The organism is Mesorhizobium sp. M2D.F.Ca.ET.226.01.1.1, from assembly GCF_004022705.2.
Taxonomy (GTDB): Bacteria; Pseudomonadota; Alphaproteobacteria; order Rhizobiales; family Rhizobiaceae; genus Mesorhizobium.
The window spans coordinates 324,112-345,823 of sequence record NZ_RZOY02000007.1 but is presented as its reverse complement, the minus strand read 5'-3'; the positions used below and the strand labels follow the sequence as shown (position 1 = coordinate 345,823).

General features: G+C 65.5%; 19 protein-coding genes. 10 read left to right on the top strand and 9 right to left on the bottom strand.

The features are described from left to right. Positions 1-30 precede the first annotated feature (30 nt). Together EN869_RS18800 and EN869_RS34450 are read left to right on the top strand one after the other, a co-directional pair. Positions 31-450 carry a thermonuclease family protein gene (locus EN869_RS18800; RefSeq protein WP_167506919.1) on the top strand — a complete coding sequence of 140 codons (420 nt, stop codon included), beginning with the start codon at positions 31-33 and terminating at the stop codon, positions 448-450. A 1,497-nt stretch (positions 451-1,947) separates the two neighbouring features. After that, the gene (locus EN869_RS34450; protein ID WP_167498511.1) at positions 1,948-2,100 is read left to right on the top strand and encodes a hypothetical protein; all 153 of its coding nucleotides are present in this window, start codon (positions 1,948-1,950) and stop codon (positions 2,098-2,100) included. A 159-nt stretch (positions 2,101-2,259) separates the two neighbouring features. Here EN869_RS34450 and EN869_RS18790 read toward each other — a convergent pair whose 3' ends face one another. After that, positions 2,260-2,472: a hypothetical protein gene (locus tag EN869_RS18790; protein ID WP_127226946.1), complete on the bottom strand. Its 213-nt coding sequence runs from the start codon at positions 2,470-2,472 to the stop codon at positions 2,260-2,262. A 244-nt stretch (positions 2,473-2,716) separates the two neighbouring features. Between EN869_RS18790 and EN869_RS18785 the strand changes: the two genes are divergently transcribed. The 3 genes from EN869_RS18785 to EN869_RS18770 all read left to right on the top strand — a co-directional run bounded on the left by EN869_RS18785 (position 2,717) and on the right by EN869_RS18770 (position 5,080). Further along, positions 2,717-3,814 (top strand): NAD(P)/FAD-dependent oxidoreductase, encoded by a 1,098-nt coding sequence (locus EN869_RS18785; protein WP_127226947.1) that lies wholly within the window; start codon positions 2,717-2,719, stop codon positions 3,812-3,814. A 299-nt stretch (positions 3,815-4,113) separates the two neighbouring features. Beyond that, a complete protein-coding gene (locus EN869_RS18775; RefSeq protein ID WP_127226948.1) occupies positions 4,114-4,743 on the top strand; it encodes a glutathione S-transferase family protein in 630 nt (209 codons plus the stop codon). A gap of 109 nt (positions 4,744-4,852) precedes the next feature. Then, complete coding sequence (locus tag EN869_RS18770; protein WP_127226949.1) at positions 4,853-5,080, top strand: hypothetical protein; 228 nt, start codon at positions 4,853-4,855, stop codon at positions 5,078-5,080. A gap of 15 nt (positions 5,081-5,095) precedes the next feature. On the opposite strand, the gene EN869_RS18765 is transcribed toward EN869_RS18770, so the two are convergent. After that, positions 5,096-6,097, bottom strand: coding sequence for an aldo/keto reductase (locus tag EN869_RS18765; protein WP_127226950.1), 1,002 nt, complete (start codon positions 6,095-6,097; stop codon positions 5,096-5,098). Between the two features lie 378 nt (positions 6,098-6,475). Here EN869_RS18765 and EN869_RS18760 point away from each other — a divergent pair, with 378 nt between their 5' ends. Together EN869_RS18760 and EN869_RS18755 are read left to right on the top strand one after the other, a co-directional pair. Continuing rightward, positions 6,476-7,627 carry a hypothetical protein gene (locus EN869_RS18760; RefSeq protein WP_127226951.1) on the top strand — a complete coding sequence of 384 codons (1,152 nt, stop codon included), beginning with the start codon at positions 6,476-6,478 and terminating at the stop codon, positions 7,625-7,627. Beyond that, entirely contained in the window at positions 7,620-8,357 is a 738-nt protein-coding gene (locus EN869_RS18755) for an ABC transporter ATP-binding protein (RefSeq protein WP_127226952.1), read from the top strand. The genes EN869_RS18760 and EN869_RS18755 overlap by 8 nt, the downstream gene beginning before the upstream one ends. 64 nt (positions 8,358-8,421) lie before the next feature. Here the strand turns inward: EN869_RS18755 and EN869_RS18750 are convergent, their stop codons facing one another. The 4 genes from EN869_RS18750 to EN869_RS18735 all read right to left on the bottom strand — a co-directional run bounded on the left by EN869_RS18750 (position 8,422) and on the right by EN869_RS18735 (position 13,198). Then, positions 8,422-8,919, bottom strand: a complete 498-nt coding sequence (locus tag EN869_RS18750) for an N-acetyltransferase (protein ID WP_127226953.1) — start codon at positions 8,917-8,919, stop codon at positions 8,422-8,424. A gap of 182 nt (positions 8,920-9,101) precedes the next feature. Then, positions 9,102-10,310 (bottom strand): NAD(P)/FAD-dependent oxidoreductase, encoded by a 1,209-nt coding sequence (locus EN869_RS18745; protein ID WP_127226954.1) that lies wholly within the window; start codon positions 10,308-10,310, stop codon positions 9,102-9,104. A gap of 153 nt (positions 10,311-10,463) precedes the next feature. After that, complete coding sequence (locus EN869_RS18740) at positions 10,464-11,672, bottom strand: NAD(P)/FAD-dependent oxidoreductase (protein ID WP_127226955.1); 1,209 nt, start codon at positions 11,670-11,672, stop codon at positions 10,464-10,466. Beyond that, the gene (locus EN869_RS18735; RefSeq protein ID WP_127227233.1) at positions 11,669-13,198 is read right to left on the bottom strand and encodes a formyl transferase; all 1,530 of its coding nucleotides are present in this window, start codon (positions 13,196-13,198) and stop codon (positions 11,669-11,671) included. Before EN869_RS18735 ends, EN869_RS18740 begins: the two co-directional genes overlap by 4 nt. Positions 13,199-13,444: 246 nt before the next feature. On the opposite strand from EN869_RS18735, the gene EN869_RS18730 reads away from it, so the two are divergent. Further along, on the top strand, positions 13,445-15,535 hold the full coding sequence (locus EN869_RS18730; protein WP_127226956.1) for a GNVR domain-containing protein: 2,091 nt from the start codon (positions 13,445-13,447) through the stop codon (positions 15,533-15,535). A 1-nt stretch (position 15,536) separates the two neighbouring features. After that, complete coding sequence (locus EN869_RS18725; RefSeq protein WP_210235021.1) at positions 15,537-16,946, top strand: VpsF family polysaccharide biosynthesis protein; 1,410 nt, start codon at positions 15,537-15,539, stop codon at positions 16,944-16,946. Here EN869_RS18725 and EN869_RS18720 read toward each other — a convergent pair. Then, positions 16,876-18,075, bottom strand: coding sequence for a TCR/Tet family MFS transporter (locus EN869_RS18720; RefSeq protein ID WP_127226957.1), 1,200 nt, complete (start codon positions 18,073-18,075; stop codon positions 16,876-16,878). The genes EN869_RS18725 and EN869_RS18720 overlap by 71 nt on opposite strands. 181 nt (positions 18,076-18,256) lie before the next feature. Between EN869_RS18720 and EN869_RS18715 the strand changes: the two genes are divergently transcribed. Then, a complete protein-coding gene (locus tag EN869_RS18715; RefSeq protein ID WP_127226958.1) occupies positions 18,257-18,895 on the top strand; it encodes a TetR/AcrR family transcriptional regulator in 639 nt (212 codons plus the stop codon). A 91-nt stretch (positions 18,896-18,986) separates the two neighbouring features. On the opposite strand, the gene EN869_RS18710 is transcribed toward EN869_RS18715, so the two are convergent. Together EN869_RS18710 and EN869_RS18705 are read right to left on the bottom strand one after the other, a co-directional pair. Continuing rightward, positions 18,987-20,261, bottom strand: coding sequence for a cellulase family glycosylhydrolase (locus tag EN869_RS18710; RefSeq protein ID WP_127226959.1), 1,275 nt, complete (start codon positions 20,259-20,261; stop codon positions 18,987-18,989). Next, positions 20,258-21,424, bottom strand: a complete 1,167-nt coding sequence (locus EN869_RS18705; RefSeq protein WP_127227234.1) for a DUF1972 domain-containing protein — start codon at positions 21,422-21,424, stop codon at positions 20,258-20,260. The genes EN869_RS18710 and EN869_RS18705 overlap by 4 nt, the downstream gene beginning before the upstream one ends. Positions 21,425-21,712 lie beyond the last annotated feature (288 nt).

Here is a 21,712-nt window from a genome sequence, read left to right as displayed (position 1 = left end):
GGGGGTGCGTTTAGCACGGCCATGTGTAGGTTGATCCTCACCCTCGCCTTCGTGCTCACCTGTGGCCCTGTGTCCGCAGCAGAGCATTGGTCTGCTGAGGACGGCGACACGCTGTGGCACGACAAAAAACGAATTCAATTGCTCGGTTTTGATGCCCCCGAACTTTCGCAGGTGTGTTTTGATGCCGCTGACAAGATCTGGCCCTGCGGCAAGTATGCGCGTGACCACATCCAACATCTTATTGCCTCAGGCGATGTATCATGCATCATCGAGGGCAAGGACGGTTACAACGACGACGTCGGCGTCTGCTTCGTGGGAGGCATCGATCTCGGACGGGACCTGGTGAAACACGGATTGGCGGTGGCCGACACTCGATACCTTGCCGAGGAGCAAGAAGCCCGAATTGCCAAACGCAACTTGTGGGCAGGGAGCTTTATCAAGCGGCGATAGCAGCTAGCGCGCGCGCTGGTGAGAGTCCAGCTGCCTTGGCAGCAAGTCGCACTCGCGACCAGTTCAAGAGGGCCCGGGCGAGTCTGACCTGTTCTGCGGAGAGTTCATGTCGGCTGTTCATAAGTCTGGAACATTCAATCTCGCTAAAATGTTCCAGGCCAATTTTACACCGAGAGCAGGTGGGCAAAGCGGCTAAAGGTTTCAACATTTGACGTCGCGGCCTTGGTGACGATGCGTTACTATCGCGCCGTCCCATTTTCTACCCAGGAGTGGACACCGGTCTGCGATCGAGTTGTCACGGCAAAATCGCAGACCGGACCCTTCACCAACCAATTTGAGACAGAGTCGCATGCGCGCTTCTCGGCGATTATGCCAAGCATGGCGGGAAGCAAAGAACACCGGCTTCCGAGCGGGGCGAGGGCCGGTCGATCCAGATCCAGGAGCGCAAAATGTGCCGCCGCCCGCGGTGACCGAAATCTCCAATTCACGTATCACGAGTGACGCCGGAGCAGCGGAAGGGCTGGACGCCTTCCCATAAGGGTTCTGCACACCATCCAACGAGCGATGCCCGCCGGGGGTACAGCGGGCATCATCTCCGAAAACCGACGATCAAGGGACTTCACTCGTCAGTTAGGAACCCTAATGAGCTTGGGGACTATATGTTTCGCCGCATGGATGCGAGCTAGCGGGGGACTTCAGTCTGAATGAGGTGGCGGCCAACGCCCTTGCTTCGGTTGGGGTGGAGGCGGCCTCCTTTCCGTTCACCGCCCCAGAGCGGCCCGACAGTTCTGCGTTGGGGTAGCATTAGATGAACCGCCGGGCCTAGCCGACTCGCGTGGGGAGCCGGCTGTGGCAGAGGGTATATTAGCGCGGCTGTATAAAGATCACGGTTGATGACATTCCACCGTTTTTCGCCCATGGCACAGGGATGGACGTCCCTGAGCCGGGAGCGGCCCGGCAGGCTGACGGGGTAGGCCAGCAAACGCCGGGCCTAGCCGGCGGGGACTCAGAAACGAAACATGGCACCGGCTTGCCTAAATATACGCCTCTGCCGAGACGATCGGCACGCACCCGTTGGTAGTAAGCCAGAATCGCTAGGCCGGCGCTGGCGAGCATCGTGGCGGCTATCGGCTATCCAGAGCGGATCGCCGCCATTCCGCCGGCGAGGCACTTGCCGATAAGAGCAGCCCGGCGGTTCCGTTGGGTAGCGTTGATGGATAACCGCCGGGCCTAACCGGCGCTAGGTGTCAGGTGGCGAACGCGGCGCCGGCTGGCGAAACTATACGCTCTTGCCGAAATAGTAGGCACGTATCCATAAGGACGAACGTGGGAGTAGCCCAACGTCTCATCTCGGGACCGAATTGCTGGCATCAATTTTGCGTCAGTCGAATTGCTCGCACAGCAAGGGACATTTTCACATTGCGATTGTCTGCTCAGCCTGCGCGAAAGCCAGGATCACCGAAATCCCTATACTCAGCGCCGCTGCAGATCGAGGATGTGCAGATCGACGAGAACGGCGATGTGACCGTCTCGATTATTGCTGACGACATCTACTCAAAGAATTCCACACAGCGCTATCAGATCACGCTGACCGAGGCCGAAATCACCCTTCTCTCCCGCGGCACCAAACAGTTGGTGACGCGGCGCTGAAGAGTAGGATCGCGGCATGGCGCTACATTGGTATGGCGCTGGCAAGGGAAGCCCGCCAGAGGCGATCGATGCGAGAGCAACGTAGGGGCGGGGGTGCGGCGCGCCACATCGCGCGCGGGTCGCTCGCGATGCCGATAGGCGGAGTAAGCGAAGAGTCGGCTAGCTGCGACGTCGAGCGGCGCCCTTATGTCTCGCGTCCTTGCCCGCCACGGCAGCCAGCTCGGGTGCGCTCGCAAGGATTTCTCGGGACCGCTCAATGAGTCGGCGGTTCTGCTCTATAAGTTCCTCAGCTTCCTCAATGCGCATGATGGTTTGCTGTTCCGTCTCATCGAGGGGCTGAACTGGGCTGTTGGACTCGCCGATCTCTTGCATGACCATCCTCAATTTAGGAGTTACCGCGATCCGCCGGCGACAAAACTCGCGAGGGCTGGAAACAGTTCCCTAAGCGGCCCGACAGTTCCGCGTTGGGGTGCGTTCGGTCGAACCGCCTGGGGGGAGATAAGGCGCCGGCGCCCTGACAAAGCCCTGACAAGGGTCAAGCATAGGTGCTTCTCCCTACTTGTCCCTCCAACCCCTCCCGTCATAGCTTTTGCCGCTTTGGCGGGAGGAAAGGCGTTTGGAGACCAATGTCGTCATTGTCGGCGCCGGCCCCGCCGGTCTCGCCGTCGCCGCCTGCCTCAAACAGGCTGGCGTGGATTTCCTGATCCTCGAAAAGGCCGGCGAGGTTGCGCCGTCCTGGCGACGGCATTACCGGCGGCTGCATCTGCACACGGTGAAATCCTTCTCCTCCCTGCCTTTCGTGCCATTTCCAAAAACCCACCCCCGTTACGTGCCGCGCGAAAAAGTGGTGGCCTATCTCGATACCTATGCCGAGCGTTTCGGCCTCGAGCCGCGCTTCGGCGTCACCGTGAAATCCGTCCGCCGCGACGGTGGAAAACTCCTGGTCGAGACCGATGCCGGCCCGTTCAACGCCGGCAAGGTGGTCGTTGCCACCGGCAACAATGCCGAGCCGATCACGCCACGCTTCCCGGGTATCGAGGCCTTCAAGGGAAAAATGCTGCACAGCGCCGCCTATACCGAGGCCGCACCCTATGTCGGCAAGGATGTGCTGGTCATCGGCATGGGGAATACGGGCGCGGAGATTGCGCTCGATCTTGCCGAGAGCGGCGCCCGCCCGACCATCTCGGTGCGCAAGGGCGTCCACATCGTGCCGCGCCAGCTCTTCGGCGTGCCGATCCAGATGGTGGGCATCGCCAGCCGGACCATGCCGCGGTCCCTCAATGACTGGATGTTCCCGAAAATCCTCGACCTCGCGCTGGGCCGGCTGGAGCGATACGGCATCGTGCGGCCGACGCAAGGCATCCTGCAAGGGATCGAGGCCGGACGCATTCCGGTGATCGATATCGGCACGGTGGCGGCGATCAAGGCCGGTCGGATCGGCATTGCGCCGGACATCGCAAGCTTCACCGGAGCCGGCGTGAAATTCGTCGATGGCGTGGAGAAGAAATTCGACGCGGCGATTTTCGCCACCGGTTATCGTCCGGGCTATGACGGCTTCCTGCCGGCGGAGCTCAGCCCAGGCAAGAGCGGTGTGAACGCGCGGGCCTCTCAGCTCGGCGTTTATCTCGTCGGATTCCACAATCCCGTTACCGGCCTGCTGCGCGAGATCGGCATCGAAGCGCGGGCGGTGGCCAGGGATATTGCGGGGCGATGAGGTGCGTCTGTGGCCCACTTGGTAGGCCGAGTTCTTTAGCCCCCCTCTCTGTCGTGCCGGACATCTCCCCCTCAAGGGGGGAGATTGGCAGCTTCGGCGACGGCCATCTCTCTGCAACGCTGGTGATTGGCGAAAGCCTGCGTGACGGCTAATCTCCCCCCTTGAGGGGGAGATGTCCGGCAGGACAGAGGGGGGCGCCCCGCGCTGACTCCGGGTGTTTAGGGTTGCGAAGCTTGAATCGGGTGGTGCCTCGACATCGCCCATGCGAAGCCATGCCCATCACACCAGGGACCGCACCCATGCTCACGCTCTACGATTATCTCCCGTCGCAAAATGCCTGGAAAATTCGCGTCCTGCTCGGCCTTCTCGGCATCGCCTACGAAACCCGCATGGTGTCGATCTTCGAGGGCGAAAGTCGCAGCGAGGCTTTCCTGAAGCTCAACCCTGCGGGCGCCGTTCCGGTGCTTGCGGTGGAGAATGGCCAGGCGATCGCCGAGTCCAACGCGATCCTCATCCTCGTTGCGGAGGGTACGCCCTATCTGCCGGCGGATCGGCTTGCCCGCGCCAAGGTGATGCAATGGCTGTTCTTCGAGCAATATTATGTCGAGCCTGTCATCGGCTCGCTGCGCTTCTGGACGCTGACCGGCCGGCTGGAGCGCAACCAGGCGCTGGTTGCCGGCAAGCGGGAGGCGTGCGTGCGGGCACTCGGCGCGCTGGAGCGCAGCTTGGCTGACACGCCTTTCCTGGTCGGCGATAGGCTCACCATCGCCGACATCGCCGTCTATGCCTACGGCCATCGCGCCGAGGATTGCGGCTTTGAGCTAGCCGATTATCCGGCGATCAGCGCCTGGGTGGAGCGGGTCGGCGAGGCGATCGGGCCGGGCTATCCGGTATATCCTTACAGCATCGATCCGCATTCGGGCGGGTGAGCCGCCGGAACAGAGCGGCGGGCGGGGCGTTTTCCAATGGCGGCATATCGGAGTCGCCTCAACCGGGCGCCCGCCGCAGCGTTCCAATCAGAGCCATGGAGCCCCGGCAATGGTCCGCACCCTCGCCATCGCAATCCTCGCCACTGGCATCGTCAGCCTGCCCGCAATGGCAGCAGAGAAATATTGGGTCGCCAGGGACGCGGTCTCGAAGCAGTGCGAGATCGTGCCGAAGAAGCCCGACGGCACGCTTGTCGTCGATCTCGACAAGAAGACATATGCCAGTGAGGGCGAGGCGAGGAAAGCGATGGAGGCAAGGGCGGATTGCAAGAAGAAGTAGGCACTGGATAAACGCCTACCGGTCCACCAGCGACATCGTGCGCTCGTTATACCTTGGCCCGGACACCTTATCGGGCGTCAGCGCCATGTCGAGCCCCAGCATCTCGGTCGCATCGAGCGTGATGTCCGCCGCAGCGACATTTTCCTCCAGATAGGTCCGCCGCTTGGTCCCGGGGATCGGCACGATGTCGATGCCGAAGTCAGGGCCTTTGGCAAGCAGCCAGGCGATCGCGATCTGGCCGGGCTTCACGCCTTTTGCCGCGGCGATGTCGCGCACCGTGGCTGCCGCCGCGACGTTGGCGTCGAAATTCTCGCCCTGGTAGCGCGGGTCGCCGCGGCGGAAATCGCCTTCGGGATAGTCTTCCGCGCGCTTGACGTCGCCGGCCAGGAAGCCGCGGCCGAGCGGCGCGAACGGCACCAGGCCGATGCCCAGCTCCTTCAGTGCCGGGATGATCTCGGGCTCGAGGTTGCGCTCCCACAACGAATATTCGCTCTGCAGCGCCGAGACCGGATGCACGGCATGCGCGCGGCGGATGTTGGCGATACCCGCTTCCGACAGGCCAAAGAAGCGCACCTTGCCTTCAGCCACTAATTCGCCGACCGTGCCCGCGACATCCTCCATCGGCACCGCTGGATCGACGCGGTGCTGGTAAAGCAAGTCGATGCGGTCGGTGGCGAGCCGTTGGAGCGAAGCGTCGACCACCTCGCGGACGTGTTCGGGCCGGCTGTCGGTGCCGGACTGCTTGCCGTCGACGATGCGGAAGCCGAACTTGGTCGCGATCGTCACCTGGTCGCGCCGGCCCTGCAGCGCTCGGCCAAGCAGCTCCTCGTTGACGAAGGGTCCGTAGACCTCGGCCGTGTCGAGAAAGGTGCAGCCGAGCTCGATCGCCCGGTGGATCGTCGCGATCGATTCCGCCTCGTCGGCCGGGCCGTATGACTGGCTCATGCCCATGCAGCCGAGGCCGATGGCCGAGACTTCAAGTCCCTGGCTGCCGAGTTTGTGTTTGCCGAGGCTCATAAGTCCTTGTCTCCCGCGAAAAATCAGCACTCGCGAAACTATAGGGCGGGTCCGGGACACGTCCAGCGGCGAGCCGGCAGCGCTTGGTCCAGGTCAAGGAAACCGCAAGACGGCGCCGTATAGTCGGCCCGTCTTGGGAAGGACACAATGCGGGCGGGTGGTTCCGACCGACCCCTCGGGAACCCGCCGGAACCACCCACACCGACGTTTGGCAATATCAGACAAAGGCCTGCAACGCGTCGCCCGAACTCGTTTCGGCGCGACGGCCTTTTTACCCATCCAGAGACTACGCTGCGAAGCCGGTCGGGTGAGCTATCGCCCCACTCGCGGCACAATTGCCGTGACCTATTCCCGTGTCGGAACCATGATGACGAACCAATGCGGCACGACGGGCTTGTCCTGATATTGCTTTGGCGCGAGTTGGTCGCCGGCCTGCGGGCGATGCGGCGCCGCGATCTGGCCTGGATCGGGCTTGGCGGCGGCGCGCTGCTGGCCTATGCGATCGCCGATATCGTGCTTGGCCTACATGCCGCTGCGGCGAGGCTGCGCCACGACCAGCTTCTGTGGTCCCTCGACCTGCCGCTTGCGCTGGCGGTGCTCGGCGCGATCGCCGGCAATACGGTGTCAGCCCTCTGCCTTGAACGGGCTTTTGCGCCGTTTCTCAAGGCGCTGCCGCTTGCGCCCGGACAGCGCCGCCACATGGCCGGCAGGGCGATCCTGGCGATCTTCGTGCCGCTGGGCGTCCTGATTGCCGTATCGGCGGGATTGGCATGCGCCGTCATTGGAAAGCCGTTGCCGGCGGCCTGGGGCCTGGGCGCGGCGATCTTGTTTGCCTTGGGCTTCGTAACGGCCGCCCTTTGGCGCCTGCGGCGGCCACGCCTTCTTTTCGATGAGGCGGTAAGCGAGGCGGCGCCGGTTGGGAGGCCCTGGTTGCGCCGCCTCGACCGGGCGCGCCCGCGCTGGCTTTCGAGCTGGGCCTGGAAACTTCCGGGCGGCCATTTGCGGCCGTCATGGAAGCTCGCCGCGGCCGGCCTGCTGCTCGCGATCGCGGCCATCCTTGGCGCATGGGCAAGCCTTGTCGGCCGCACGGCCGGGCCGGCTGCGGTCGCGGGTCTGGCGGGCGGCATTCTCGTCTTCATGCTCAGCCTGCGCTGTCAGCCGCTCGGCTCGCCGGTGCTGCGCACGGCGCCCATCGGTTTCACCCGCGTGTGGCTGCGGCTGGTGTGGCTGCCGCTGCAATTGTCGCTCGCCTTCTTCCTGCTGCCGGCGGGCGCGGCGCTCGCGGCCGAACCGTCGGCCTGGGCCGTGCCGGTGGCAGGCGGGCTCTGGCTGCTGGTGCTGAACGGCGCCTATGCGGTGTTCGGCGCCTATTTCCTGAACGCGCCCTTCGTCGCCATGCTGAGCTTCGCCAGTGCGCTCGCCTATGCCGGCTACGAGACGCTCGAATATGGCCGCACCGTGCTGATCGGCCTGGCGGCGCTGGTGTTCTTCCTGTGGCATCGCACCCGACAGAGGTATCGCAATGGATGAAGTCCTCGCCGTCAGCGGGCTCAGCGCCGGCTATCGCGGGCGCGCCGTGGTGCGCGGCATCGATCTTTCGCTCCGCCGAGGCGACATACTTGGCCTGCTCGGCGCCAATGGCTCGGGCAAGTCAACGCTGATCAGGGCGATCACGGGCCAGATCCCGTTGCTCGGCGGCAGCGTTGCGATCGACGGCATCGGTCTCGCGGCCGCGCCGGAACGCGCCAAGGCCGGTTTCGGCCTTGCCATCGAGCCGCATGAATTGCCGGCGCCGCTTTCAGGGCGCCAGTATATCGAGCTCGTCGGCTCGATCCGCGGCTGCGGGCCCGATGATCTGCCGAGCGGCGACCTCCTGGAGCGTCTTGAGCTCGGCCGCTGGATCGACCGCTCCATCGCCGAATATTCGCTTGGCACGCGAGCCAAGGTCGCGATCCTCGCGGCGCTTCTCGGCCGCCCGCCGCTTCTGATCTTCGACGAGACGCTGAACGGCCTCGATCCGGTCGCGGCCTGGGAGGTGAAGCGCGTCATCACCGCGCTCTGCGCGAGCGGCCGCCATGCCGCGATCGTGTCGACCCATGTGGTGGAGGCCGTGCCGGCGCTTTGCAATCGAGCGGTGCTGATGGCCGATGGCAGCCTGGACCGAAGCTGGGGTGCCGCGCAACTGGCCGAAGCGGGCAGGGTGCCAGGCGCGTTCGAGGACAGCGTCATGCAGGCGCTGCGCATGCGAGCCGCTGCCTGATCCAGAGCAATTCCAGGAAAAGTGTGAGCGGTTTTCCGCCTGGAATTGCGGCAAAAACAAAGCTCTAAGCCATCGGCAGCAGGCGGCGCATGATCAGCGATGCATGCCCGCCGACGCCATGCGCGGCGTCGCGGCGTTCGACCACCTCGAAACCGTGCTTGCGATAGAAGGCGATCGCGCGGTCGTTACCCTCGATCACCTCCAGCGCGATCGAGGGGATGCCGGCATGCGCGGCAAGCACGGCATGCAAAAGGTCGACCGCAAGGCCGCTGCCGAACGCCTGCGGCTCGATATGGAGCCGGTCCAGCATGACGTCGCCTTTCTTGTCCATCGCCGCCATGGCGTAGCCGGCGATCGAGCCGTCGGGGCGCTCGGCGACGAAAGACATCTTGTTCTCGTCTTCGAGTTCGGCCGCGAGCTTGTCAGGCGCGTGCTTCTGGTCGGAAAGCCGGGCCACGGTCTCGTCGCCTATGATCGGCGCATAGGTCCGCCGCCAGGATTGGCCGAGCAACTGTGACACAGCCGTCAGATCGTTGCGCGTCATCGCCCGGATATGGGTCATGATCGTGATCCTTGTTGCATCCTGAAGATAGGGCGAAGCGACCGATACAGCCAATCTCCCCTCGCGGGGATCGAGGAGCGATTGAGCCGCGAACGGGAAGGCAGTTGCTTGGCTTTCCAAGCGACGAAAGGCCGGCAGGGCAGAGGTCGCTGCCCCGCCTGTCCGCGGCTCGGATCTCGGCTTTACGCCGCGCTGGGCGCCGGCAGCTCGCCGCGACGGCGTATCTTGCGGCCGAGGATCATCAGCTGGCGCGCGGTGTTGTTGCGCAGGCGGCGCAGCCGCCATTCCATGCCGGTTTCGGTGGTGATCCGCTTGGCGTAGATGCTCGAGCGCATCGCCGATCCGTCGGTGGCGATCTTGATCGGGTCGTCATAGAAGGCGCAGATCTTGCCGGCGGCCATTCCTGGCGTTTTGAGCCAGTCGGGGATGAAGGTCGAGACGAGCCGGTCGACATCGGTCATCACCCGATTGATCCCGACGCCGGGCGTCGGGCAGGTCGTCCAGAAAGCGTCGCCGATGACGACCACGCCGTCGCGGCGATGCCCCCTCGTGGTCGTCAGGCTGACTTGCCGCACCTCGACCGGGCCGGCGACTTCGAAATTGCCGCATTGCGCGGCGATCTCCGGCATCATCTCGAGCAGCATCTTTTGCGGGTTCGCGCGGAAATCGCGTGTCCACGCATCGGCCACGGTGTGATAGCCGAACATATTGCCGCGCATGCGGTTGCCGATCGGGAAGACGCTGAGATAAGCGATGCGGTCCGCCGGGTTCCCGGCATAGCAGGTGACGGCCGGATAGGGGCATTGCTGCGGCGTGACCGCAAGATCGAAGCCGAGCGACAGCGAATGCGCCTTGGATTCCTCGACCCGTTCCATGCCGATGGCGCGCCGGATCGCCTCGCTGTAGCCGGTGGCGACCACCAGCAGGCGGGCATCGATGATCGAGCCGTCGGTGAGCACCAGGCGCTGGCGGTCCGGTCCGGTCGAGATTTCCGCAACCTTGCCGACCGTCAGCGGCGCTTCCGGCGGCAAAGCCGCTCGCAGTCCGTTGACCAGCGGGCCATAGGAAAAACCGAACTCCCATTTCCGCTCGCGCCGGAAGAGCTGGCCAAGGCGGAAGACATAGATGTCGGTCATTGGCGTCACGAGAGGCCTGATGGCGGGACCGAGGCCGAGCTTCTCGAACAGCTGCATCTGCGCCATGCCGATCTTCTCGGCTCGGAACTCGTCGTGATGGGTGCGATGCGGATCGACCAGCGCCACCTTGCGGCCGGTCTTGGCCAAGGCGAGCGTGAGCGCGGTTCCGGCAAGGCCCGCGCCAACGATCGCCACATCGACTTCGGCCGAGCCCGCCTGGATGGCAGGCGTTTCGCGGCCCTTCGCGGTGCTCATTTTTCTGCTCCAAGCCTCGCGGCGAATATCATGAGTAGTGGAATCAATCTCAAGCAACCCAGGCGCGAGCAGAGTAGCAATGAAAAATTAGGTTAATCGAGGCGTTTTAATGTTTCGTGCACGGGTAACGGAGCCGAGGCGGCGATCCTCGACTTAGGCCGGGCGCAGCGAGACCGGTTTCCCCGCCTCCCGGAACCGCCGGCCGAAGACCATCAAGTGCCGCGCGGTGCTGTTGCGCAAGCGGCGCAGGCGCCATTCGAGCCCCGTCTCGGTGGTGATCCGCCTGGCATAAATGCTGGCGCGCATGGCTCTGGCGTCGGCGGCGATCTTGATCGGATCGTCGTAGAAGGCACAGATCTTGTCGGCCACCATGCCGGGCGTCTCGAGCCAGGCGGGGATATGCGTCGAGACGAGGCAGTCGACGTCGGTAAGCACGCGGTGGATGCCATCGCCCTGTGCCGGGCAGGTCGTGGCGAACGCGTCGCCGATGAAGACGACGCCGTCGCGGCGATGACCCCGCGTCGTCGTCAGGCTGACCTGCCTCACTTCGACTTCTTTGGCGACGGCGAAATTGCCGCATCGCCAGGCAATCTCCGGCATCAGTTCCAGCAGCATCTTTTGCGGGTTTTCGCGGAATGCCCGCACCCACGGATCGGCGACGGTCCGATAGACGAACATGTTCGCCCGCATCCGCTCGCCGATCCTGAAGATGGTAATAAAGGCAATGCGATCGGCAACCCGCCTGCCGTAGAAGGTGAGGGACTTCAGACCGAAGTCCTGCGGCGTGATCGCGAGGTCGAAGCCGATCGTCAGCGAGTGCGCCTTCGATTCCTCGATGCGCTCGACGCCGATGGCGCGCCGCACTGCCTCGCTGTAGCCGGTGGCCACCACCAACAGGCGGGCATCGATGACGGAACCGTCGGTGAGCACCAGGCGCTGCCGGTCCGGCCCGGTCGACACCTCGGCGACCTTGCCGACCGTCAGCGGCACTTCGGCAGGCAGCGCCGCGCGCAGGCCGTTGACCAGCGGCGTGTAGGAAAAAGCGAACTCCGGACCATCCTTGCGCTCGAACAGCTCGCCGAAGCGGAAGACATGGAGGTCGGTCATCGGCGTGACGAGAGACCTGAAAACCGGGCCGAGGCCGAGCTTCTCGAACAGCGCCATCTGCTCGGTGCGGGTCTTTTCGGCCCGGAATTCCTCATGGTGGATACGATGCGGATCGACCAGCGCCGTCCTGCGCCCCGCCTTGGCGAGCGACAGCGCCAGCACGGTGCCGGCCAGCCCCGCGCCGACGATCGCCACGTCGACCTCGGACCGGCCAGGCGGCACGACCAGTGTTTCGCGGTACTCTGCGATGCTCATTTTCCGTCTCCACGGCCGGTTGGCATGGCATCGTGCCGCTGGGTCTTCCAGCGCGGCGCCATCGCCGAACCATCTATGAATTCCAGTCCCCCCGCTTCGTTGAGCGTATGCAGCTTGCGGCCGGCCCAGCCGGTGCCGGGGTTGAGGATCGTCTCGACGACCTGCTCGAAGCCGGCCTCGTCGAGTTGCGTGACGCGCGCGATGCCCAGCGCAGCGCCATAACTCCTGCGGCAATCCTGCACCGGGCGCAGCAACTGGCCGTTGCGGCTCACCATGCGGCCAGCCGGCCGCGCCGTGGCGATGTCGATCAAAACGGGGTTCTTCGGATGCGCCGTCCACGGCCCGCGGAAGTCCGGCGCAGACCACAGATGCAACTGGTCCGAAAAGGCGCCGCCGCCATCGCGCACGGTGGCGAACATCCACCAGCGCCCGCCATGCTCGACAAGCGTGGCGTCGCTGGCGACGATGTCCGAAAGGAGCGTCGTTTCCTTGACCCAGCCGCCCGGAAAAGCGGTGGCGCGGTAGAGGTCGACCGTCCGGTTGGCCGAGCTTTCCGGCACCATCCACATTTCCCCATCGCGCTCGAACACGAAGGGGTAGGAGAGGTGGTAGGGCAGTTCCAGCACCGGCTTCGGGGTGCCGGCCGGTCCGTTCGGCCCAAACGCCACCGCCGACAGGATCGCCTTGCCGGCGCGGTGGATATAGTCCTCGACGAACAGCGTCACCTGGCCGCGATGGAGCACCGGGAACGGGTCGGCATAGAAGCGGCTGCCGTCGTCCGGCAGATCGCGCCAGCCCGATTTTGGATGGGCACGCTGCGCGTAGAGGTCGTGTCCCCCCGTCTCGCGCCAGCCGACCCGCCAGTGCGGGGCGTTGTAGCAGAGGTGGTAGATCTGCTGCACGACGCGGCGCGCCGTGGCCTTGGCCGCCCGGACGCCGAGTTTCGTGGCCGACGGCATGGCGGGTGGCGCCGCTTCGGACGACGGTTCGGGCAGCGTCGGCAGCGACGAGCGCGCGGCGCCGTTGACCGCCGCGACAGTCAAGCCGGCGCTGCGCGCCAGCATGTCCTGGAAGGAAGCGAGCGCAATGCCGTGATATTCGGTGCCGAGCCGTCCCTCGGCGACAACCGCGCCGTTCTGTTCGAGCCGGGCGAGCGGCGTGCGGCCGGCCAGGATCAGCCCCAGCAGGGCCTCCTCGCCGCACACGCCGTCATAGGTGAGCCGCCAGACGCGTCGGCCTTGCGGGTCGACATCGCCGACGAGATCGATGGTCAGATCGGCCGGCGCGGACGCACACGCATGGCGGGCCAGCGTCGAAAGTGGCACACACATGGCCGTCCCATTGGCGGGCAGGCGATGGATCAGCGTCTCAAGCTGGAACAGCGCCTCGGCGCCGCGCGGCACACCGCCCGCCGCCGGACGGGCGTCGATCGCAAGCTCCATGCCGGGCAGCTGCGACAGCCGCTCGGCCAGCGCCACATGGAAGCCGCGCACGCAATCGCCGTTGAGGCGCAGGGTCAGGCGCATCGCCGGCCCCCGGGGTGGCTCACATTCGGTACCGGCGGCCCGGCTGGCCAGGTCGACTTTGCGCCGCATGCGCACGATGTCTCCATTTCAGCTGCACTTAATTTCTACTGCGTCAGTGCAAACTTCGTGCCAGTACGGCATGAATTTATGAACATAATTAACAGTGTTTTAATCGTTGCCGGGAATAGCTAGGCCAACGCCGCATTTCTCGTCTTGCCGGCCGATGGAGCGTTGTCGGAGCGACCTTTGCAACCACCCCTGCTCATGGTGCCTCAGCAGAACGCCGCGGAGGCGGCCGCGCCGGCACCGGCCTATTACGCGCACGCGCCCGCGTCCGCCACGGTCGAGCTTGGCGATCTCGGCCGCATCCTGTTGCGACGCCGCTTCCTGATCTTCGTCGTCACCGCGCTGCTCACCGCAGTGACGCTTGTCTATGCCATGCTGACGCCGGCGCTCTACTCCTCGACGGCGCAGATCATCATCGATCCGCAAGACCTCCAGGTCGTCACCAACGACGTCAATCCGAGCCGCATTTCGCCCGATGGCGGCATCACCCAGGTCGAAAGCCAGGTGAGCGTGGCGCAATCGAATAGCGTCCTTCTGCGCGCCATCGCGGCGACCGACCTGACCAAGAACCCGGAGTTCAACGGGTCGGGCGTGCTCGACCGCTGGCTGGGCATGCTCTTCGGTCCGGACGACGGTGACAGGACGGCCGAGACGCTCGATGCGCTGCGCCGCCGCCTTGCGGTGAAGCGCGACGACAAGGTGCTGGTCCTCAACATCATCGTCACCGCCAAGAGCGCCGACCTTGCGGCAAAGCTCGCCAACGCCATCGCTCAGGCCTACCTCGACGATCAGGCGGCCGCGCGTTCGAAGGCCGCAGCCGACGCTTCCGACGCCATCAGCGCCCGGCTGGAGGATCAGCGCAAGCGCGTCGAGCAGGCAGCCAACGCGGTCGAGACCTACAAGGCCGAGCACAACATGGTGATGGCGGCCGGCAATCTGGTCAGCGACCAGGAGCTGACCGACCTCAACACCCAACTGACCGCCGCCCAGACCCGCACCGCGCAGCTCAAGGCGCAGGTCGACCAATTGCGCCGGCAGGGCAGCGCGCCGGACGCGACTTCGGAGGCGATGCGCTCGCCGGTGATCGCCAGCCTCAGGGCGCAGGAGGCGACGCTGGTCGACCAGATCGCGCAGTTCGGCACCGAGCTCGGGCCGCGCCATCCCTCGATGATCTCGGCGCAGCAGCAGTTGAGCGATCTGCGCAAGCTGATTGCCCGCGAGCTCGGCCGCCTCGTCACCGCCGCCGAGACCGACTATGAGCGCGCCTTGGCCAACCAGAAGGAACTGGAGGCCAAGGTGGCGTCGCTGAAGGGTAAGTCGCTCGACACCGACCAGGCATCGGTCAGGCTGCGCGAGCTGCAGCGCGATCTCGATGCGGTGCGCACGGTCTATGCCAACTACCTGCAGCGCGCCCAGGAGACGCGCGAGCAGACCAGCGTCAACAGCACCAATGCCCGCATCATCTCGCAGGCCATGCCGGCGCTGAAGAAAAGTTGGCCGCCGAAGGGGCTGCTCATTTTCGGCGCCATCTTCGGCGGGCTGGCGTTGGGCATCGGCATGGCGCTTATCGCCGAATATCTCTCGCCGACCGTGCTCTCCGCCAATCAGATGCAGTCGGCCATCGACGCGCCGGTTCTGGGCGTGCTGCCGGGCAGGGGACGCCGCTCCGGCGCACTCGCCCAGAAGACCGACGCCGTGGCCGGATTGGCGCTGCAGCGTATCGCCGCGACCACAAGGCGCCCGGCCGACTGGCCGCTCGTGCCCTCGATCCTGGTGGCGTCGCCGCCCGAAGACAAGGCGCAACGCTCGAGGGTCGCATGGCAGCTCGCCAATGCGGCCGCGGCCAGGGGCCGTCGCGTGCTGTTCATCGACATCAATGCCGGCAAGGGCCAGAAGAACCCGCAGCCTGGCGTGCTCGACGTGCTGCGCGGCGAATATCCGCTCGAGGCGGTCTGCCGCTATGCGCCCGGCAGCTCCGTCGCGCTCATTGGCCGCGGCCGGCCGACCGCGGTGTTCCAGGAGGCGCAGGCGCTCTACTTCGCCCATCGCATGCTGGCCGAGGCCAACCATAGTTTCGAGCTCGTCGTCGTCGACGGCGGCGCGCTGGCCGACGATCTCAACGTCCTGCCGCTGGTCGCCATGGCCGACGAAATCCTGCTCGTCGCCAGGCTCAACGCGACGCCGATGCGCGACGTCGCCTCGACCTCGGAGGCGGTCTCGGTGATGGGGCGGCTGCCGACCGGCGCCATGCTGGTCGACGAGGCGGCCTGACATGGCCTCGATCCTGGCTGGTCCCGCCCGGTCTGCCGCGGCGCCCGGCTATGGCATGGCCGGCCCGCGCGCCGTTCCCGTCGATGCGCTGACCCGCCTCGGCATTGTCGCTGCCGTGTTTCTTCTGTTTGCCGTGTCCGGCGGCTTGCTGTGGCTGCTCGGCTATAATTACGAGGGCCTGCAGGGCAGCGCGCTGACCAAGATCCATCCATCCACCTATCTGCTGGTCCTGGTGTTTGCCTGGCGCTCCTGCACCTTTGGCAATCCGGTCGGCTATGTCGTCAATGTCACCAACCGGCGTCCGGCTACCGCGCTGCTGGCGATTACCGCGATAGTGCTTCTCATCGTCGTCATTGTCAGGCAACGCCCAGGCATGGCCGGTATGATCGACACCTTCGTCGCCCCGGCGCTGTTCGTCCTGGTGTTGAGCGAGGATGACGAAAGGACCTTTGCCCGGCTGCAGGTCGTCATCCATGCCGTGATGACGGCGAACGCGCTGCTGGCGCTGTTCGAATTCGCCTCCAGGACGCTGGTCTTTCCCTATCGCTTCGACGGTGCGTTGTTCGTAAACGACCCGCGCTCGACGGCGCTGCAGGGACACCCTCTGTCCAACGCCACGGTCACCACGATCTATGTCTTGTCGCTGCTCTCCGGCTCGCGCGCGCTGCCGGCGCCGCTCAGGCTGGCGCTGGTCGGGCTGCAGTTCTGCGCGCTGGTCGCCTTCGGCGGCCGCTCGGCGATGGTGCTGACGGTCCTGCTCGGCAGCGTCTATATGCTGACCCGCGGCGTCGCCCAGCTCAGGACCGGGCGTGTCAACCTTCTGGCCGCGGCGCTCGTGATCATGCTTGCCGCGCTACTGCCGCTGGCGGTCGTGCTTGCAGGCTATTATGGCTTCTTCGACGCCCTGCTCGAGCGGTTCGTCTCGGACAATGGCAGCGCCAACGCGCGCGTCCAGATGTTCGACCTGTTCAGCCGGCTGGAGCTGCGCGACATCATCGTTGGCCCCGACATCGATCTTTTGGAAAGCACCCGCCGCATCAGCGGCTTGGAACAGGGCATCGAGAACCCGATCATCCGCATGACGCTCTATCAGGGCGCCTTCTTCACGCTTTTGATGTTCTTCGGCTTCGCGCTGTTCATGCACGAGGTGGCTCGCCGGTGCCATCCCGGCATCTGGCTGCCGATGCTGGGCTGGCTTCTCATCATCAACACCTCGGAAAGCCTGGCTTCCAAGACGACGCTGATGACCAAATTCGTGGTGATCGCCCTGGCGCTGTATAGGCCGGCGCGGGGGATGGTCGGACCAGCATCCGCCGCAACCAGGAGCCGGCATCAGAGCGTTAAGCGCGCACAGCCACCCCGCTCGCCTCAATCCTCCTCGTCCCAAGCAACACCAGCGGCACCGCGATGAGGTTGATCGCGATCACCGACAGCCAGATGGCGCCAGGCCACTGCTTCCGCGTGGCGAAGTAGAGGGTCGAGAACGCCAGCGGCGCGACGATGGTGGCGAGGCTCACAGCCGAGGCCAGCACGCCCTGCAACTGGCCCTGGCGCTCCGCGTCGACCTGCCGTGTCGCCAGCGCCTGAAAGGCCGGCGTGCCGATGCCGGAAAGCGCGAAGACCGGCATGATGGCGAACACCATCCAGCCCTGGCTGGCGAAGGCCATGACGGCGAGCGCGGCGCAGGCAAAGGCAATGCCGATAACGAAGGCCTTGCGCTCGCCAAGCAACCGGGCGGCCGGGCCGGGCACGAAAGCCTGCACCAGCGTCTGGCAAAGGCCGAACATGCCGAGCGAAAGCCCGATCCAGAGACCGTTCCAGCCGAAGGTGTCGAAACCCCAGAGCGCCCAGCAGGTGCCGTAGGCCTCGCCGGCCCCGGACAGGATGAAATAGACCAGGACGATGGGCAGCAGCCCTTTCATCGAAAACAACCAGCGCAGCGGCCTCAACGGATTGAGCGCGGCGAGGTCGATCTTGCGGCGAATGGGTGCGCGCGACTCCGGCAGGACGAAGACGGCGAGAAGCAGGTTCGCGGCGTTGAGCACGGCGGCGGCAATGAAGGGCAGACGAACCCAGTGGTCGCCGAGCACGCCGCCCAGCACCGGACCGATGATGAAGCCGATGCCGAACATGGCGCTGAACAGCCCGAAGCGGCCAGCGCGCTGCTCTTCTGGCGTGATGTCGGTGATGTAGGCCGTGGCCACGGCAATGTTGGCGCTGGTCAGGCCCGCGATGGCGCGGCCGATGAGCAGCATCCAGAGCTGCGGCGCGAAGGCCATGATGAGGTAGTTGATCGCGGCGCCCGCCAGCGAAATCAGCAGCACCGGACGGCGGCCTAGATTGTCGCTCAAGGCGCCGAGCACCGGCGCGAAGAGAAACTGCATGGCGGCGTAGAGCGCGGTCATGATGCCGATATAGGCGACGATGTCGGGGCTGTGCGTCACCTCCTCGAGAAGGCGCGGCAGGATGGGGAAGACGAGGCCGATGCCGACGGCGTCAAGGCAGATGGCGGCAAAGATGACGATAAGGGGTTTGTTCATGGAGTGAGCTCCGGGAGCAAGGGCTTGTCCGCCGGGCGGGGAGCGGGTGTCGCCTCTCGCCAAGGGTGTCAAACCGTTAGTGTACTGAGTTTCAATATGTACTTAGTACACATGTTGCGCGCTGACAGGGCGGAGTCAATACGAATATGTACTGAGTACAGGAATCATGCTACGAGAAGCCATGCCGGAACCGTCAGACCGCCGCTCCCGTAAACGCCTCGCCACCCGCAAGGCCATATCAGACACCGCCACGCGCCTGTTCATGGAGCGCGGCTTCGATCATGTGACGGTGGACGAGATCGCCGAGGCCGCCGATGTCGGGCGCATGACGGTGTTCAACCACTTCCCGCGCAAGGAGGACATGTTCTTCGACCGCGACGAGGAGGGGCGCGAGCTGCTGCGCGAAGCGGTGCGGCAGCGCCCCGCCGGAATCGCGCCGCTGGAGGCGCTGTGCCTGCTCGCGCACCGGCTGGTGGCGGAGAAAAGTCCCGTCGTCGAGTTTTCAGCCAGAAGCGAGCGCCTGGTGCCGACGGTCGCCGGCAGCGAGACCCTGAAGGCGCGGGCGCGGGCCATCCGTGACGAACTGGCCGATCGGGTGGCTGCGGCGCTGGCCGAAGCGGTCGTGCGCGATCCCGCCGATCCCGACGCGCGGCTCGCGGCAAGCCTGCTGCTCGCGACCTGGACGGTCGCTTTCCTCGAGGCCCACAGCACTTTTCGGCAAACGCGTAGCCGGGCGAAAGCGAACGATGCTTTCCTGACGCTCGTCGACAAGGGCGCCGCAGGCCTGAAAGCCGCGATGACCGGCACGCCTTACGTGTGAGCAACGCAGGTTCGGTCTTCAGTGGAAGCACGGGCCTCTCGCTCGCTCCGACATGCATCAAACCGACAGCGCGGCTTGATGGTCCAACAGGTCAAGTTCTCGGCATCCTCAACCCGAGCGCCTCGACCATCGCCGGATCCAGTGCGCGCGTGGTGTCGTCCATCATGCCCATGCCGTCGAACAGGTCCCAGAACGCCCATGGAAAGCCGGCGGCCTCGGCGCTCTGCCGCACGTCGGCGATGTAGCGGGCGCGGTCGGGGTTGGGCGCGGCGATGTAGCGGGCGTCGGTGCGCAGCGCGCCGAACTCGCCCATGATGATGCGCCCAGGCGCGATGCCGTTTTTCTCCGCCCAGTTGCTGACCTGTCTGAGATAGCCGTCGACGAAGCGGCGGTCGGGCTGGGCGTCGAAAAAGACTTTCAGCACCCGTTCGGTCTCGGCATAGGCGGCCTTCTTGGCCTCTTCGGACCGATCCATATCCCCGGCCATCCTTGCCCTGACCGAGGCCAGCGTCTGCTCCAGCGTGCCGGCCGAGGCCGGCCACGGCACGTTGTTCAACGCGCGGTAGACCGGTTCGCGCATCCATGGCGCGCCCTGGTGACTGAACAGATAGGGCTCGTAGAAATGGAAGGTGAACAGGATCGGTTCGTAGTCCGCCAGCGGCGCCGGATCGAGCGCGGTCAAGCCGCGCACCATCGAGCCGCAGCCGCCGGTGGCGAGCAGCGGCAGCTTTCGCGCCGAGCCTCGCGCGGCGGTCAGAAGCGCTGCCTGCACCTTGGGCCAGACCTCGGAAGAACAGTCCTGCGGCGGTTCGTTGACTGGCTCCAGCGCGATCCTGCCGGGCGCCATGTCCGCCAGCATGCCGGCCACTTCGCCGACGAGGACCTGGTAGCCCGCGAATTCCGGCGCGGTGGTGCTGGAATACATGCGGTCGGGATTCCAGTAATGCGTCGCGCCGTTGGCCTGCACGTTGACGATGACGCCGAGATCGGCACCCAGCGCCGCTTCGACCGCCGCGCTCAGCATCGTGATCAGCCTGGCGCGCTGGCCCGCCCCGGCGGCGAGGAACGGGCCAGGATCGATCGGCAGGCGGATGAAGTCGAGCCCGCTGGCGCGCAGCCGGGCAAGGTCGGCCGGCGTCGGCACCGGCCGCTGCGGCTGGAAAGGCGGCCAGTCATAGTCGGTGCGCGGTGCTGGAAATTCGCGCGTCAGGGCGAACCATGGCCAGGTGTTGACGCCGCGCCGGAATAGCCATTGGCCGGTGGCGGCTTGGGCTGTAGACGCGAGCGGCGGAGCCGCGGTCGCCAGCGGCGCCGTCGCCGCGAGCAGCGCCGCGCCGAGGATCCGGCGGCGCGACCAGCCGGTCATGCGTGCCGGGCGTAGTCAGCGTTCGCCGGCACGTTGGCGTTGATGCCGAGCTGCCGCAGCGCTTCCTTCTCATAGGCAAGCAGAATGTCGTCCCAGCGGAAGGCCTCGCGCGCCCGTGCCCGCGCCGCCTTGCTGCAGCGCGCCACCAGCGCGTCATCGGCCAGCGTCTCGTCGATTCGCTGGCTCAGGCTGTCGGCGTCGCTGAAATAGATCGCCGCCTCGCCGGCGACCCAGCGGTTGTAGCGGTTGTCATGCGCGATCACCATGTTGCCGGCGGCAAGCGCCTCGACCAGCGAGGGATTGGTGCCGCCCACCGTGTGTCCATGCAAATAGGCGCGCGCGTGGTAGCGCAGCGCCTTCACCACCGCCTGGTCGTAGATCGCGCCCGGCATGACCACCGTGCTGCCCGCCGCCTCGCGCACCGCGCGATGATAAGGAATGTCGTCGTTGAGCGTGCCCAGCACGACCAGCTTCATGTCGCCGCGCTCGCGGCGGCGGAAGGCCTCGATGATCGGCAGGATGTTGTTGTCGGGCTCGATGCGCGCGATCGAGACCAGATACTTGCCGGGATCGAGCCCGAGCGCGCGAATGGGTTCATCCGGCGCCGAGGTCACCGGGTCAGCGCCATAGGCAATGGTGGCAATCGCGCTGCGCGGCCGCCTTGTCGCCAGATGATCGGCGATCGCCGGGTGATCGGCGACGAGCCGATGCGAGAGCCAGGCGCCGATCCATTCGTTGAGCCAGAACCAGCTGCGCGCCGCCGGTCCCCATTTCGGCCGCCGCCACTCGATGCCGTCCATATTGGTGATGATCCGGCGCCGCATGAGCCTGAGCCAGGTCAGGAACACCGCGCCATTATAGCCCAGCACCAGGCACACGCCCGGTCGCCGCGCGGCGTCGAGCACGCATTGCCAGTCGAATTCAAGCGTCGCACGCGGACCTTCGGCGGCGACCTCGATGGTGATCAGCTCGATGCCGCGCCAGGTGTCGATCGTCACCCTCTGGCCCACGCGCTGGACCTCCTTCTGGCAGTAGACGCCGACCTTCCAGCCGCGCCCGGCCAGGAAAAGCGCCAGGCGTTCGGCGAAAGTCTCGAAGCCGCCATGCGAAGCCGGAATGCCGCGCGTGCCCAGGATCAGGATCGAAGGCTTTTCGATCGGGATGGAAGGTCGTTCCGGTTTCAAAATAGAAGGATTCCCCGGGTCCGGTCATGGTTGTTGTTATGTCAATGACCGCCCAGCAACTTCCGTGCCAGGGGTACCCCCGGGACGAATACTCGCACGAAGGTGTAAAATTTCTCTTCAGAGCGCGGGGCTTGCTTCATTATCGGTCAACTTTCGCGACGTATCTGTGTCGATACGGGGCACGGTTGGGTTGTTGGGGTCGCAGCCGGGCGTTCGGGACCCGGCACGATCCTTGCTCCCGGGCCTGCAGTGGCCACCGCTGGGTAG